Below are 15122 nucleotides of genomic sequence, written 5' to 3' on the forward strand. Positions count from 1 at the left end.
GCTTCGGGGTTAGTCTGGTGTCAATGACAGCAGTCGATCTCGGGTTTCCCCGTGTCCCCGGTACACGAGGGCGTCCCAGCGTGCCCAGGCCGGACAACCCCGCTCTGATCGACACCTTCGGCCGCGTGGCGACCGACCTGCGGGTGTCGCTCACCGACAAGTGCAATCTGCGCTGCACCTACTGCATGCCCGCCGAAGGGCTCGAATGGATGCCGAGCGCGGACGTGCTGACCGACGACGAGCTCGTGCTCCTGCTCCGGATCGCCGTCGAACGGCTCGGGATCACCGACATCCGGCTCACCGGCGGCGAACCGCTGCTGCGCCAGGGCCTGGAAAAGATCGTCGAGCGGGTCGCGGCACTCGAACCGCGGCCGCGGCTTTCCATGACCACCAACGGAATCGGGCTCGCGAAGCGCGCGAAGTCGCTCGCCGGCGCGGGGCTGGACCGGATCAACGTCTCACTGGACACCGTCGACCGCGCGCTGTTCGAGACGATCACGCGTCGCGACCGGCTTTCGCACGTGCTCGCCGGCATGGCCGCGGCGCGGGAGGCCGGGCTGGACCCGGTGAAGGTCAACGCGGTGCTGATGCGCGGGCTGAACGAGGACCAGGCCGTGCCGCTGCTGAAGTTCTGCCTCGCCGAGGGCTACCACCTGCGCTTCATCGAGCAGATGCCACTGGACGCGCAACACGGCTGGAACCGCGCCGACATGATCACCGCCGAGGAGATCCTCGGCATGCTCGGCGAGGAGTTCACCCTGTCGCCGTTCCCCGCCGCGCGGGGCGGGGCGCCCGCCGAACGCTGGCTGGTCGACGGCGGACCGGGCGACGTCGGCGTGATCGCGTCGGTGACCCGTCCCTTCTGCGGCGCCTGCGAGCGGACCCGGCTGACCGCGGACGGCGCGGTGCGCTCGTGCCTGTTCAGCAACGACGAGACCGACCTACGCGCCCTCGTGCGCGCGGGCGCGCGCGAAGAAGAGGTGGCGGACGCGTGGCGGGCGACCATGTGGGGCAAACTCGCCGGGCACGAGATCAACGAGGCCGGGTTCGCGCAGCCGATCCGGCCGATGAGCGCGATCGGCGGCTGACATGGTGACCATCGTGGTGCGGTACTTCGCCTCGGCCCGCGCGGCCGCCGGCCTCGACGAGGAGAAGGTGACGCTGCCGGACGGCGCCCGCGTCGCCGATGCCGTCGCCCACCTGCGTGAACTCCACCCGGAGAAGCTGGCGAAGCTGCTCGACGCGGTCTCGTACCTGCTGGACGGTGTCGCCGTGCGGGATCTCACGCGGCCGCTGACCGAGGGCGCCGAACTGGACGTCCTGCCCCCGTTCGCCGGCGGCTGACCTGCCGTTGCCCCGCTGCCCGCGCACGGTGCCTGCCGGGTGTGTCGCGAAAGCCACTTTCGCGACACGATCGCCGGGGTCACATCGCCCCTGAACTGCGTGAACGGCGAAAGTGGTAGCAAAGGTCCCTTGCTCGCCGTCTCGAGTTCACCATCCGGTCGCCGAAGCAGCCGAGGATGCGCCAGTGATCACTCCCCGCCGTATTCTCGCCGCACTGCTCGCCGCGGTCGCCGCCACGAGCCTCGCGACCGCTCCGGCGTCCGCCCACGAACGCGGCGTCCGGCCGCTGGCGCAGGCGCACAGCCACAACGACTACGAACACGCCCGTCCGCTGCACGACGCGCTCGACCGGGGCTTCACCAGTGTCGAGGCCGACATCTTCCTGGTCGACGGGCAGCTCCTGGTCGCGCACGACCTCGCGGACACCCGCCCGGACCGCACCCTGGAGTCGCTCTACCTGGAGCCGCTGCGCGACCGGGTGCTGGCCAACCACGGCGTCGGCGTGTACCGGCAGCGCGCGGAGTTCCAGCTGCTGATCGACGTCAAGGGGGACGCGAACAGCACCTACGCGGCACTCGAGAAGCGCCTCCACAATCCCCGCTACTCCTTCCTCTTCTCTCTGTACGCGTTCGGTCACGTGAAGAAGCGGGCCGTCACCGCGGTGATCTCCGGCGGGCGCCCCAAGGACGTGATGCTCGGGCAGCGGTTCCGGCTCGCCTTCTACGACGGCCGGATCAGGGACGAGAACGACCTCGGCATCGGCTCCGACCCGCGGGTAACGCCGCTCGTCTCGGACTCCTGGAGCGGCCTGTTCACCTGGACCGGTGATGGCCCCTTCCCCGCCGGTGAGCGGGCGAAACTGCACGATCTGGTCAAGCGGGCCCACGCGGCGGGTCAGCGCGTGCGCTTCTGGGCCACGCCGGACGCCGCCGGGCCCGGCCGTGACGCGTTGTGGAAAGAGCTGGTCGCCGCCGGGGTCGACCACCTGAATACGGATGACCTGCCAGGGCTGGCGAACTTCTTGAGGTCTCGCTAAAGTGCGCGGCCCATTCGCGCGCGAAGGCGCACGAATGGGCCAGTCATCCCTTAATCCACGTGATGCAAGCCTCACGATCCGTGAATTATCTCGGTCAGGAAACGGCCAGATAACGGCCCGCTGACCTGCATAAACAGCCGAATCGCCATGGGTTGCCCGCTGTTACTGTGATGTAGGTCACGGCTCGAATAATTTCCGATCAGGCCGTTCGTTACGTACCGTCGCTTTTCGGTTGGCCCCGACCGACCACGCAACACCGGGAACCCGTAGCGCCGAGCCCTGTCCAACGGATTCCCGGACCCAACCCCGAGCGAAAGCATTTCCGGACAGGGACGAGGGGACCGAGCCGACGCGTCGTGCGTCAGGCGGAGTCAGCCGGCCTGAGACGGCCGGCCAGGACCCACGGGTCCTTCCCTCAGCACAGACTCGTAGGCGCAGGGAGCGAGATTCATTCACATGTCTTACCGAGGCAAGCACCGCAAGATGTCCGCCGCCACCCGTCACATCGCCCGCGTCGCCATTGCGGGTGTCGCGGTCGGCGCTCCCCTCGCAATCGCCGCGACCCCCGCGTCGGCGACCAACTGGGACGCCATCGCGCAGTGCGAGAGCAGCGGCAACTGGAGCACCAACACCGGTAACGGCTACTACGGTGGTCTGCAGTTCTCGCAGAGCACCTGGCGTGCCTACGGTGGCACCGGCAGCGCGCACAACGCCACGCGTGAGCAGCAGATCGCCGTCGCCGAGCGGGTCCTCCAGGGCCAGGGCATCGGCGCGTGGCCGCACTGTGGCAAGAAGGGCGGCTCCGCCAGCCCCGCCAAGGCCAAGTCGAGCGCCCCGAAGGCCACCAAGAAGGTGACCCCGAAGAAGTCGACCGCTCCGGTCACCAAGCAGCAGGCCCCGGCCCCGGCCGCCGCCAATGTCGCGAACTCGAACCCGGCGGGTGACTACACCGTCGTGGCCGGCGACACGCTGTCGAAGATCGCTTCCAAGTTCAACGTCCAGGGCGGCTACCAGAAGCTGCAGGAGCTGAACAAGGAATACGTGCCGAACGCCGACTTCATCGTCGTCGGCCAGAAGCTCGCCACCAAGTGAGCTCTTGAGCACCGGTAAGTCGTGACGCCCGCGGGATTCCCCGCGCGGCCACGTCACGACTGACAAGGCCCCACCGCGCCATTCCCCCGGCGGTGGGGCTTTGTCGTGTCCGGGGGCGTGCCCTCCGGATCACCCCGCTACGGCGAGTTGACCCACTCGTCGCTGCCGTCGCTGAAGTGCTGGTGTTTCCACACCGGCAGCCGCGCCTTGACCTCGTCGACCAGCTCCGAGCAGGCGGCGAACGCCTGCCCCCGGTGCTCGGCCGCCACGGCGCACGCCAGCGCGACGTCACCGATGGCCAGCGCGCCCAGCCGGTGGCTGACGGCGACCGCCCGCACGCCCTCCCATCTGCCCGAGAGATCCGCGACGACCTCCGCGAGCACGTCGGCGGCGCTGGGGTGTCCTTCGTAGGCGAGCCGGTCCACCGACCGGCCGCCGTCGTGGTCCCGCACGACCCCGCCGAAGGTGACGACGGCACCCGCGGCCACGTCGTCCACCAGGCGGGCGTGCTCTTCGACCGAAAGCGGCTCGTCGACCACCGCGATCCGTGCGACCCGAACGCTCACTGCTGTGCCTCCCGTGGGTGGTCGCCGCCCGCCAGCTGGTCGACGGCGTGGTCGAGGATCCCGTCCAGTACTCCCAGGCCGTCCTTCACCCCGCCACGCGAGCCGGGGAGGTTCACCACCAGGGTCCGGCCCGCGACGCCGGCGACGCCGCGCGAGAGCACGGCCGTGGGCACCTTGGGCAGTCCGGCGGCGCGGATCGCGTCCGCGACGCCGGGGAGTTCGTAGTCGAGGACGGCGCGCGTGACGTCCGGGGTGCGGTCCGTCGGCGAGATGCCGGTGCCGCCGGTCGTCACGATCACCTGCACCCCGGCCGCGACGGCGTCCCGCAGGGCTTCGCCGACGGGTTCCCCGTCCTCGACGACCACAGGCTCCGGCACGTCCCAGCCCCGTGCGGACAGCCAGTCCGTGATGACCGGGCCCGTGGTGTCCTCGTAGACGCCCTTCGCGGCGCGGTTCGACGCCACGATCACCCTCGCGGCCCGGTTCACGGCCGCTCCCAGGTCCCGGTCTTGCCGCCGTCCTTGCGGATCAGGCGGACGTCGTCGAGGGTCGCCGCGGGATCGACGGCCTTGATCATGTCGTGCAGGGTCAGCCCGGCGACGGCGACGGCGGTCAGCGCCTCCATCTCGACGCCGGTCCGGTCGTTCGTCTTCGCGGTCGCGGTGATGTGCACGGCGGTCTCGTCGAGGGCGAACTCGACCTTCACCCCGGACAACGCGATCTGGTGGCAGAGCGGGATCAGCTCGGGCACCTTCTTCGCGCCCATGATGCCCGCGATCCGGGCGGTCGCGAGCGCGTCGCCCTTGGGTAGCCCGTCCGTCGCCAGCAGGCCGAGCACCTCGGCCGTGGTGTGCACGGTGCCGCCCGCCAGCGCGGTGCGGGCGGTGGGCGTCTTGCCGGAAACGTCGACCATACGGGCGGCACCCGTATGGTCGACGTGGCTGAGTTCACTCACGCCCAGCAGGCTAGTCCTCAGAACATCCGCTGCTTCGAGCGAACCTCGTCGAGCGCCTTCTCCCGTTCCCGCCGCTGCTCCGGCGTCATCGAAGCGAAGAGCCCGCCCTTGTCCGCGGCGCAGGCCGTGTCGCGCGCGGGGCGCTTGCCTTCCACGAAGAACCGGTTGACGGCGTTGTTGCCGCAAGCGTTCTCGTCGCTCAGCCAGACTCCGTGCCCGCCCTCGTCCACGGTCACGATCCGCGCCCGGTCACCGAGGGCGCGGCGCATCTCCTTGGCACCGCTCAGCGGCGTCGCCGGGTCACGCAGGTTCTGCACCATCAGGATGTTCGACGGACCCCGGTCGCCGATCCGTACCGGCGGCTCGATCGGCTCGGACGGCCAGTACGCGCAGGCCCAGATGTTCGCCCCGGCGGCGCCGAACATCGGGTACTTCACCCGGTCCTTCGCGACGTTGCGCTGGTAGGTCGCGACGTCCTCGGGCCAGTCCACGTCGTTGCAGACCACGTGCAACTGCCCGGCCAGCAGCTGCGCCGGATCGATCTGCTGGGCCTGAGCGGTCTGCTCCACGGTGCCTTCGGTGTCGAGCGCCTGCCACTGCTGCGCCAGCACCGGAAAGGAACTGGTCGCGTAGAGCGCGCCGAAAGTGCCCATGCGGAACGCCGCGCCGTCGACACCGGGGACGGCGCCGCCGTCGAGTTTGGCGACGAGTTCGTGGAACTTCGCCGTCACCTGCTGCGGAGTGCGGCCGAGCCCGTAGCTCGCGTGCCGCGCCGCCGCCCATTTCGCGAAGTCCGGGAAGCGGTCCTCGAACCCCTCCGCCAGACGGCGCGAGGTGACCGGATCGAGCCCGCCGGGGCCGGTCACGCTGTCGATCACGACGCGATCGGTCTGCCGCGGGAACAGCGTCGAATACACGGCGCCGAGGTAGCTGCCGTACGAAACGCCGTAGTACGAGAGCTTCTCCTCGCCGAGGGCTTCCCGGATGCGGTCCATGTCGCGGGCGGTGTTGGCCGTGGTGATGTACGGCAGGTTCGCGGCGGTCGCCGAGGCCCCGCACTGCTTCGCGATGCCCTCCACGTACTTCGCGCGCTCCGCCACCGCCGCCGCGTCACGCGCGTACGGCGGGACGTTGCTCACCTGCTGCTCGGGCTTGAGATCGCAGGTGACCGGCGTGCTGTGACCGATCCCGCGCGGATCGAAGCCGATGATGTCGTACGCGTCGAGCACGCTCGACGGCATGCCCGCCGCGCGCAACCCGGCGGGCATGGTCAGCCCTGGCCCGCCGGGGCCTCCCGGGTTGGTCAGCATGATCCCGCGCCGCTTCGCCGGCTTCGTGCTGGCGAGTTTCGAAACGGCGATGTCGATGGTGTTCCCGCCCGGGTTCCGGTAGTCGAGCGGGACCTTCAAGGTGGCGCACTGCACGCCGGGCGCGGCCACGTCCTCCGGACACGGCCCCCAGCGCACGGACGAAACCGCGGCGGACGCCGTGGCCGGTACGAGTACCGCCATGGTCACCGCCGCGGCCGTGAGTGCCCCGATCCTGCTCAGGACAGAGCGATTCATCCCCAACCCCCGTCATGATCGACTTCTTGGTCGGGGTCGAGCCTATGAGCGGGCCAGGCTCGGAGTCGTCACCCTGAAGTCGGCCACGAGGTCGGCCTCAGTGATGACGAGCACTCCGAATGGAGCAAGGGACCTTTGCTATCACTTCCGGCTACGGGTCTCCCCAAGGGCGCCCCGCGGAGACTTCACCGCCGAGCGCCCTGATTCGGGCCGAAGGCCCACGGAAACACGATGAAGGGGCGCCCTCCGCTCCCACCGTGAGGTGGATGCGGAACCGGCGCCCCTTCGGCGGGTTTTCGTCAGCGCTCGGCAGACTTCGCAGCTTTCGCCGCCTTCTTCACCGCGTCCGCCACCGCGGGGGCGACGGCGTTGTCGAACACGCTCGGCACGATGAACGAAGCGTTCAGCTTGCCGTTGTCCACGACGTCCGCGATGGCGTCGGCGGCCGCGAGGAGCATCGAGTCGTCGATGTGGTGCGCCTGCGCGTCGAGCAGCCCGCGGAAGACGCCGGGGAACGCGAGCACGTTGTTGATCTGGTTCGGGAAGTCGCTGCGGCCGGTGGCGACCACGGCGGCGTGCTTCTGCGCCTCCAGCGGGTCGATCTCCGGGTCCGGGTTCGCCAGCGCGAACACGACGGCGTCGGACTTCATGGTCGCGACCTGCTCGGCCCCGAACAGGTTCGGCGCGGAGACCCCGATGAACACGTCGGCGCCGACGAGCGCCTCGTGCAGCGTGCCCGCCTGCTGCTCCTTGTTCGTGTGCGCGGCGATCCAGGTCAGGTTGTCGTCGAGGTTGCCGCGCGCGGAGTGCACGATGCCGTCGATGTCGGCGGCCACGATGTCGCCCGGGTTCTTGCGCAACAGCAGGCGGATGATCGCCGAGCCCGCCGCGCCGACGCCGCTGACGACGATCTTGCAGTCTTCGATGTTCTTCCCGACCACGCGCAGGGCGTTGCGCAGCGCGGCCACCACGACGATCGCGGTGCCGTGCTGGTCGTCGTGGAACACCGGGATGTCGAGCTGCTCACGCAGGCGCTTCTCGATCTCGAAGCAGCGCGGCGCGGCGATGTCCTCGAGGTTGATGCCCGCGTAGACCGGCGCGAGCGCCTTCGCGATCATGATGATCTCTTCGGTGTCCTGGGTGTCCAGGCAGACCGGCCACGCGTCGACGTCGGCGAACTTCTTGAACAGCGCCGCCTTGCCCTCCATCACCGGCAGCGCGGCGGCCGGGCCGATGTTGCCCAGCCCCAGCACCGCGGAACCGTCGGTGAGCACCGCGACGGTGTTGCGCTTGATGGTCAGGCGGCGCGCGTCCTCGGGGTTCGCCGCGATCGCCTGGCAGACGCGGGCGACACCCGGCGTGTACGCGCGGGAGAGGTCGTCACGGTTGCGGAGCGCGACCTTGGGGCTGACCTCGATCTTGCCGCCGAGGTGGATCAGGAACGTCCGGTCGGAGACCTTGCGCACGCGGACACCCGGCAACGAGTCCAGGGTCTGCGTGATGTCCTGCGCGTGGTTCTCCGAAAGGGCGTTGGCGCTGATGTCGACGACGATCGAGTCGGGGTGCGACTCGACGACGTCGAACGCGGTCAGCACGCCGCCGACCCGGCCGACGGCGGTCGTCAGATCACCCGCCGCGGTGGACGACGCGGGGGCCTCCACCCGGACGGTGATCGAATATCCGGGACCGGGAACCGGCATGGCACTACCCCCGCTGAGGAACGCTCGAATAGGTCGATCGAAAACCTACTCCCGTGACGACCGCCACGAACCCTCGCAGGGGGTGACTGACCAGTAACTTCTACCGGTTGATCTCGGTCTCGGGGTGCACGTAAGGCACACTCTCGAGTGGGAAGGTCACGTCGCCGAACGGGGACAGCGCGCCCTGCCGATCGGACGCGAGCTCGGTGACGGGGTGCTCCCCGTCTTCACCGGGCCACGTGGGGTCGATGCCCGCGCGCTTCTTGTTATCGCCCTTCGCCACAACGTCCTCCAGAGCATGGTCAAGCGTTCTCGGGGGACAGTCTGCCCGAACGCGGCTGCCGGGCCACCACCCGCCCGGTATCCTGGTCCTCTATGCCCGCGCCCTCCCTGGCGGACTGGCTGCGCCAGGAGTCCGACGACGCTCTCGCGGCACTGCTGCGCACGCGTCGCGACCTGTCCACGCCGCCCCCGTCCGACACCATCGTGCTCGCCACCCGGGCAGGCACGCCGGGCTCCGTCGCGCGCGCCTGCGAAGACCTCGACACCTTCACGCTCGCCGTCCTCGACGCCCTGCTGCTGGCCGGGGCGGACACCGAACCGGTCGCCGCGGCCGAGGTCGCGCGGCTCGTGGGCAAGGAGCTCGGCGAGCCACTGGCGCTGCTGCGCAAGCGGGCACTGGTCTGGGGTGAGGACGACGCGCTGCGCGTCCCGCCGTCGGCCCGTGACGCGCTCGGCCCCTTCCCCGCCGGGCTCGGGTCCTCGTCGCCCTCGCTCGCCGGAGCGGATATCGAGGCCGCGCTCGCGGAGGTCGGCGAGGACGAACGCGCCCTACTGACGACGCTTGCGGCCGGGCCGCCGATCGGCCGGACCCGTGACGCGGCGGCCGACGTCCCGCTGGAGCGGGCACAGAACCCGGTCCAGCGCCTGCTCGCGCGCGGCCTTCTGCTGCGCCGGGACGACCAGACCGTCGAGCTGCCGCGCGAGATCGGGATCGCGCTGCGCGGCGGGTCGGTGTTCGACCCGGCGTCACTGCGCGAACCGGAACTCCCCACACATCCGCATCAGCCGTCCACAGTGGACACGACGGCGGCCGGTGAGGCGATGGAGTTCTTGCGCCAGAACGAAAGCATGCTTCGCGCGTGGTCGGAGACGCCACCGCCGGTGTTGAAGTCCGGCGGTCTCGGGGTCCGCGAGCTCAAGAAGCTCGCCAAGGATCTCGACGTCGACGAGACACGGGTGACCCTGCTCGCGGAGATCGCGGTCGGCGCCGGGCTGGTGGCCGACAGCGAAGCGACCACGCCGGAATGGGTGCCGACGACGCTCACGGATTCGTGGCTCGCGTCGCCGACCGCGCAGCGCTGGATGACGATCGCCCAGGCCTGGCTCGAACTGCCCCGGCTGCCCGGGCTCGCCGGCGGGCGGGACGCGAAGGACAAGCCGATCGCGCCGCTTTCGGAGGACCTGCGCCGTCCGCTGGCACCCACGTCGCGGCGACGGATCCTGCTCGCCCTGGCCGCTCTTCCCGAGGGCGCGGGTGTGAAGAGCACCGACGAACTGGTCGCCGCGCTCGCCTGGCGCGCGCCGCGGCGGGGCGGGCGGCTGCGCGACGAGACCGTGCGCTGGACGATGGCCGAGGGGGCGGCGCTCGGCCTGATCGGGCTCGGCGGCCTCACCACGGCGGCACGGGCGCTGCTGGCCGAAGACAGGCCCGGAGCGGTCGAGGCGATGATCGACGCGCTGCCGCGTCCGGTGGACCACGTCCTCGTCCAGGCCGACCTGACCGTGGTCGCGCCCGGGCCGCTGGAGGCCGAACTCGCCGCCGAGATGACCGCCGTCGCCGACATCGAATCGGCCGGGCACGCGACCGTCTACCGGATCACCGAGACGTCCGTGCGGCGCGCGCTCGACACCGGGCGGACCGCGGGAGAGCTGCACCAGCTGTTCTCGACACGGTCGGCGACGCCGGTGCCGCAATCGCTGAGCTACCTGATCGACGACGTCGCCCGGCGGCACGGGCGGCTGCGCGGCGGGGCCGCCGAGTCGTTCCTGCGGTGCGACGACGCGTCGCTGCTCGCCGAGGTGATGGGCAGCCCCGTCGCGACCGAGTACGGCTTGCGGATGATCGCGCCGACGGTGCTCATCAGCGCATACCCGCTCGCCGAAGTCCTCGACGCGCTCCGCGCCGCCGGGTTCGCCCCGGCCGCCGAAGGGCCCGACGGACGCGTCATGGACATCAGGCCGTCTGGACGTCGACTGCCCGCGAAGGCGCGTGCCGCGCGTCGTGCGCCTGGCGAGCCTGCCGGGCTGACCGACGAGCAAGTCGGCAAAATCGTCGCGCACGTCCGGGCCGGCGACGCGGCTTCGGCACGGCGCCGGGGCGAGACGGTGCGCGCGCCGCAGGGTGGCGGCGCCGGGGACACGTCCGCGACGCTGGCGCTGCTGTCCCAGGCGACCATCGAGCGCCGTGAGGTGTGGATCGGGTTCGTCGACTCACGCGGGACGGCGAGCCAGCGGGTGGTCCGGCCGCTGCGAGTCGGCGGCGGGGTCCTCGAAGGGACCGACAACGAGCGCTACCCGCTGCACCGGATCACGTCGGCCGCCCTCGTCGAAGACTGACCACACCGCGCGTTTAGTCCTCTGAATGCGTGACGGCTGGTCTTCGGTCCTGGACGCCTGATGTCCCCAACCCGCTGCACCAGAGCGCATTTAGAGGACGAAATGCGGGCAGGGGGCACCGGCGTCCCGATCCCGACCGAATGCAGCGCGGACCGGATGGCGGCATGAGCCTCCGCGACGCGCTTTACGGCGATGACTGATCTACACTGTGTTCGGAGCCTGACGTCGCGGACGTCAGGCGAGTCGCAAGGCCAGGTGCACCCGGGGCAGACCGGGACCCTGGCCTTACGCATGTCCGCTCAACAATTCGTCTCGACGGCTATCTCGTACACGAGGTCCTCGATCAACCGCCGATAGCCGGGGCGCCCGTCCTTCCTGGCCCTGATCGCTCCGGCGACCATGTCCGCAGCCCAGAGCAGCGGTTCGTCCTTGCCTCTCTCGTGAGCGACACGGAACGCGGTGCCCTTGGGCAGATCGAATCTGGCACCCTTGACCGTCTCGACATCTCGGACGTCCAGCGTGGCCGTGCGTGATTCGAGCACGAGCATCTCCACGTCGAACGCGGCGAGTTCGAGCACCAAGCGCCGAAGGCAACGGGCACGAGCACGTTCCTGTCGTCGACGGGGTACCGGGGAGCCGACCGCGACGAGGTGAAATCCGTCGAGATCGGCGAGGGGCTTGACGGCGGCCTCTTGTTCCGCCGGATCCATCTCGTTCCAGTGGAGTTTCGGGATACGCCGCCGGCCTCGAAGCTCCGACATGACAGTACGGACCTCGTCGTGTACAGCTCGGTCGAAGACAGCCGCGGCAAGTACGTAGAACCCGTCGACGTCGGATTCCTTGAAGGATTCGTCACCGAACGCACGGATCGGGAACCGACCCCTTGATGACATCGCGTGATCTTACGTCACGTCATGCAACCACGGGTTGGCTGCGGGTCAGAGGCCGCGAAGGCCCTGAAGTACCCGCTCCATGAAAGCCCGCGAAGAAGAGTCGCCGAGGATCAGCTCCGTCTGGTGGATCAGCACCAGCCCGGCGTCCGCCATGTCGCCCACGAGCACCTTCACCACGCCCAGCGGCAGCCGCAGATGCGCGGCGATCTCCGCGATCGACCGGGTGTCCAGGCAGAGGTCGCAGATCTGGCGGTGCTCGGGAGTCCGCACGCCGCGGTACCGGCGGCCGTCCTCGCTGGTCGACACCAGCGCCTCCAGCGCCAGGTCGTGCGCGGTGCGGGTGCGCCCGCCGGTGCGGGTGTAGGGCCGGACCCGGGAGCCCGAAGTCGGCAGATAGACCGAAGCGGGTGCGACGTCAGCGGGCGTGGGACGCGGCCGCGACTGACGGCTCGGCGAAGGCATCGACGGAGGCGCGGGAGGCGGCTCCGTCGGCGCGGCCGGGCGCCGCGGCATCACCGTGCTGATCGAGCTCAGCTCGAAGCGGCTCGGCGAATCGAAGGCTTCGCGTTCGGTGCCCTGGTAGAGGGAGTCCCAGCCGGACGGTTCCGGTTCGGTGAATCCGGTGATCTTCATCGGTCACCCACGTACGCCGCCCTGGAGCTGCGCGCGCAGCTCGGGCGTGATCTGCTGGCCGACCCGCTCGACGAGCAGGGTCATCTCATAGGCCACGGTGCCGATGTCACAGGTCGGCGCGGCCAGCACGGCGAGTGACGAGCCGTCGGCGACCGACATGAGGAAGAGGTAACCGCGTTCCATCTCGACGACGGTCTGGTTGACCCCGCCCGCGTCGAAGCAGCGCGCCGCGCCGGCGGTGAGGCTGATCAGCCCGGAGGCGACCGCGGACAGCTGTTCGGCCCGTTCCTGCGGCAGTCCGTCCGACGGCGCGAGGAGAAGCCCGTCCGCTGAGACCAGCACAGCGTGCGCCGCACCGGGAACCCGGCGCGCGAAATCCGTGATGAGCCAGCCGAACGAGCTTTGCTGCCCGGATGCCGTCACAAGTCCCTCCTCGCTGCTCAAGACCACCTGGGCGGCGTGGTCCGGGCGTCTCCCGCCGACCTGCACCGATCCCGGGACCGTCGAGCCGAAAGACGCCTCCACCCAGCGTATTCGTCCCGTCGATCGTGTCGAGTCCGCCACCCGGCCAACGGCGTTAACCGAACGTGAACGTCCAGCCGCTCACCGCGTCGACCCATCGCGAACCACGCATTCGTGGGTCACCCCGTGGTGGCCGGGTGCGCCCAGGCGTGAACCGGCGTCCGCGCAGGTCATCGGCGTTACGGTCGCTCGAACGGGTGGCGCCGGCGCCGGATCGAGTGAAAGGGGTCGCCCCACGGTCGATCCGGCTGGTGACGCCACTCCCCGAAGCGGGTGAAGCCTGCCGAGTTCACTCCAACGGCCGCATCCGCTCCGGGCTTTCGTCCCTTTTAGCCGGCGCGCAACGCCGAATCGTGTGCGATGGCGTGCTGCACGACCGAGATCAACACCTGCTTGGCGGACTCACGTTCCCGGGCGTCACAGGCCATGATCGGCACGGACGGGGAGATCGTCAGCGCGTGCCGGACGTCCTCGATCTGGTGGTGCAGCAGCCGGTCGAAGCAGTTGATCGCCACGACGTACGGCAGCTTCCGGTTCTCGAAGAAGTCGATCGACGGGAACGCGTCGGCGAGCCGCCGCGTGTCGACCAGCACGACGGCACCGATGGCACCGACCGCGAGGTCGTCCCACATGAACCAGAACCGGTGCTGGCCCGGCGTACCGAACACGTACAGCACCAGGTCCGAGTCCAGCGAAATCCGCCCGAAGTCCATGGCCACGGTCGTCGTCGACTTGTTCGGGGTGGCCGAATTGTCGTCGACGCCGGTACTGGCCTCGGTCATCATGGCCTCGGTGGTCAGCGGATCGATCTCCGAAACCGCTCCGACCAGCGTGGTCTTCCCCGAGCCGAATCCGCCAGCGACCACGATCTTGGCCGACGAAGTCGGTCCGGTCACCTGCGGCGCATTCGCGTCGGAGTCAAATTCTCCGAAGCCCACTGAGCACCCTCTCCATGAACTCGATACTCGGCCGGTCACCCACGTTCTGGCTGGCGGTGTGCACCAGGACCAGACCGAGGCCGGCCACGTCTCCGATCAGCACCCGGACCACGCCGAGCGGCAGGCGCAGCAGCGCCGCGACTTCGGCGACGGACCGGGTGTCCAGGCAAAGGTCGCAGATCGACCGGTGTTCGGGGACGCGTACCCGGTCGAGCACACGTCCCTGTTCGCTGGTCGAGATCAACGCCTCGATGGCAAGGTCGTACGTCGGCTTGGTCCGGCCCCGCGTGCGGAAGTACGGCCGGACCAGGCCGGAGGATTCGACGTCGGTGGTGTACTGCTCGTCGACGTACTCGTTCTGCGCCTGCTGCGGCAGTGCCGCGGCGAGCGGGTCGGCGGCGGCCGCCGCCGCCCGGCGCTCCTCCTCCTTGTCGAAGGAGAACTTGGCGAACTCGCCCGAGTCGTACAGCGGACCGCTGCCACCACCGAACAGTTCCGCCCCGGGGCCGCCGAGGAGGCGTTCCCGGTAGTCCGAAACGCTGAAATCGGCGGGTCCCTGACCCGCGTTCGAATCGGTCAGCCAGCGGGAGGCCTCGTCCGGGGAGACAGGGTCGTTGTCCGGCCCCTGTGCCCGCCGCGATCGCCATTCGCGGTCGACCCGGTCCCGGAAGGACGTCCAGTCCTCCCGGCCGTCGTCACGTTCCGACCACCCGCCGGAGAAGTCGTCACCGAGCCGGCCATCGCCCCTCAAGCGCCCGTCGTCCACGGCATTCTCCTCGGTTCCCGGTCGCTCAGCGGCGGACCGACGCGCCCTGCAGCTGCGCGCGCATCTCCGGTGTCAGCTGTTGCCCCACCCGTTCCACCAGCAGGGTCATCTCGTAGACGACCAGGCCGATGTCGCTCTCCGGCGAGCCGAGGACCGCCAGGCAGGACCCGTCGGACACCGACATCAGGAAGAGGAAGCCGTTGGCCATCTCGACCACCGTCTGCGCGACCGTGCCGCCTTCGAACACCTTCGCCGCACCGCGGGCGAGGCTCGTGAGCCCCGACGCGACGGCGGCCAGCTGATCGGCCCTGTCCTTGGGAAGTCCCTTCGAGGAGGCCAGCAGCAACCCGTCCGCCGACACCACCACGGCATGCGCCGCGCCCGGGACCCGGTGCACGAAATCCGTGATCAGCCAGGCAAAGCTGCTCGTGTGTCCTTTACCCTGCGCCTGGCCGCCAGGCTGCGCCGGACCACCCGGCTGCATCGCACCCGC

The 15122-nt window shown here is 70.0% G+C and carries 15 protein-coding genes and 1 pseudogene; 5 read left to right on the forward strand and 11 right to left on the reverse strand.

The window, feature by feature from the left end; all coding sequences use genetic code 11:
- The first annotated feature begins 23 nt into the window (after positions 1-23).
- The 4 genes from moaA to AC069H_RS36430 all read left to right on the forward strand — a co-directional run bounded on the left by moaA (position 24) and on the right by AC069H_RS36430 (position 3472).
- Positions 24-1088, forward strand: coding sequence for a GTP 3',8-cyclase MoaA (moaA, locus tag AC069H_RS36415; RefSeq protein WP_478235364.1), 1065 nt, complete (start codon positions 24-26; stop codon positions 1086-1088).
- A gap of 1 nt (position 1089) precedes the next feature.
- Positions 1090-1344 (forward strand): MoaD/ThiS family protein, encoded by a 255-nt coding sequence (locus AC069H_RS36420; protein ID WP_478235365.1) that lies wholly within the window; start codon positions 1090-1092, stop codon positions 1342-1344.
- 184 nt (positions 1345-1528) lie between these two features.
- Positions 1529-2380 carry a phosphatidylinositol-specific phospholipase C/glycerophosphodiester phosphodiesterase family protein gene (locus AC069H_RS36425; protein WP_478225257.1) on the forward strand — a complete coding sequence of 284 codons (852 nt, stop codon included), beginning with the start codon at positions 1529-1531 and terminating at the stop codon, positions 2378-2380.
- A 456-nt stretch (positions 2381-2836) separates the two neighbouring features.
- Positions 2837-3472, forward strand: a complete 636-nt coding sequence (locus AC069H_RS36430) for a transglycosylase family protein (RefSeq protein WP_340686553.1) — start codon at positions 2837-2839, stop codon at positions 3470-3472.
- A 137-nt stretch (positions 3473-3609) separates the two neighbouring features.
- Here AC069H_RS36430 and AC069H_RS36435 read toward each other — a convergent pair.
- From AC069H_RS36435 to AC069H_RS36455, 5 genes and pseudogenes are all read right to left on the reverse strand, one after another.
- Positions 3610-4526 (reverse strand): annotated as a pseudogene (locus AC069H_RS36435) (molybdenum cofactor biosynthesis protein MoaE).
- On the reverse strand, positions 4523-4993 hold the full coding sequence (gene moaC / locus AC069H_RS36440; protein ID WP_039917570.1) for a cyclic pyranopterin monophosphate synthase MoaC: 471 nt from the start codon (positions 4991-4993) through the stop codon (positions 4523-4525). Before moaC ends, AC069H_RS36435 begins: the two are co-directional and overlap by 4 nt.
- 17 nt (positions 4994-5010) lie before the next feature.
- Positions 5011-6558 (reverse strand): alpha/beta hydrolase, encoded by a 1548-nt coding sequence (locus AC069H_RS36445; protein WP_478235366.1) that lies wholly within the window; start codon positions 6556-6558, stop codon positions 5011-5013.
- 299 nt (positions 6559-6857) lie between these two features.
- Positions 6858-8258 carry an NAD-dependent malic enzyme gene (locus AC069H_RS36450; RefSeq protein WP_340686551.1) on the reverse strand — a complete coding sequence of 467 codons (1401 nt, stop codon included), beginning with the start codon at positions 8256-8258 and terminating at the stop codon, positions 6858-6860.
- A 100-nt stretch (positions 8259-8358) separates the two neighbouring features.
- The gene (locus AC069H_RS36455; protein ID WP_007033389.1) at positions 8359-8541 is read right to left on the reverse strand and encodes a hypothetical protein; all 183 of its coding nucleotides are present in this window, start codon (positions 8539-8541) and stop codon (positions 8359-8361) included.
- Between the two features lie 92 nt (positions 8542-8633).
- Here AC069H_RS36455 and AC069H_RS36460 point away from each other — a divergent pair, with 92 nt between their 5' ends.
- The gene (locus tag AC069H_RS36460; protein WP_478225255.1) at positions 8634-10877 is read left to right on the forward strand and encodes a helicase-associated domain-containing protein; all 2244 of its coding nucleotides are present in this window, start codon (positions 8634-8636) and stop codon (positions 10875-10877) included.
- 299 nt (positions 10878-11176) lie between these two features.
- Here the strand turns inward: AC069H_RS36460 and AC069H_RS36465 are convergent, their stop codons facing one another.
- The 6 genes from AC069H_RS36465 to AC069H_RS36490 form a co-directional block, all read right to left on the reverse strand.
- Positions 11177-11638 carry a hypothetical protein gene (locus AC069H_RS36465; protein WP_478235367.1) on the reverse strand — a complete coding sequence of 154 codons (462 nt, stop codon included), beginning with the start codon at positions 11636-11638 and terminating at the stop codon, positions 11177-11179.
- 177 nt (positions 11639-11815) lie between these two features.
- Positions 11816-12403 carry a DUF742 domain-containing protein gene (locus AC069H_RS36470; protein ID WP_478235368.1) on the reverse strand — a complete coding sequence of 196 codons (588 nt, stop codon included), beginning with the start codon at positions 12401-12403 and terminating at the stop codon, positions 11816-11818.
- A 3-nt stretch (positions 12404-12406) separates the two neighbouring features.
- A complete protein-coding gene (locus AC069H_RS36475) occupies positions 12407-12826 on the reverse strand; it encodes a roadblock/LC7 domain-containing protein (protein ID WP_005156190.1) in 420 nt (139 codons plus the stop codon).
- Between the two features lie 428 nt (positions 12827-13254).
- Positions 13255-13863, reverse strand: coding sequence for a GTP-binding protein (locus tag AC069H_RS36480; protein WP_007033392.1), 609 nt, complete (start codon positions 13861-13863; stop codon positions 13255-13257).
- A complete protein-coding gene (locus AC069H_RS36485) occupies positions 13844-14629 on the reverse strand; it encodes a DUF742 domain-containing protein (protein ID WP_478235369.1) in 786 nt (261 codons plus the stop codon). The genes AC069H_RS36480 and AC069H_RS36485 overlap by 20 nt, the downstream gene beginning before the upstream one ends.
- Positions 14630-14654: 25 nt before the next feature.
- Complete coding sequence (locus AC069H_RS36490) at positions 14655-15113, reverse strand: roadblock/LC7 domain-containing protein (protein WP_085939650.1); 459 nt, start codon at positions 15111-15113, stop codon at positions 14655-14657.
- Between the last annotated feature and the right edge of the window lie 9 nt (positions 15114-15122).

Source organism: Amycolatopsis sp. NPDC043887, assembly GCF_056435665.1.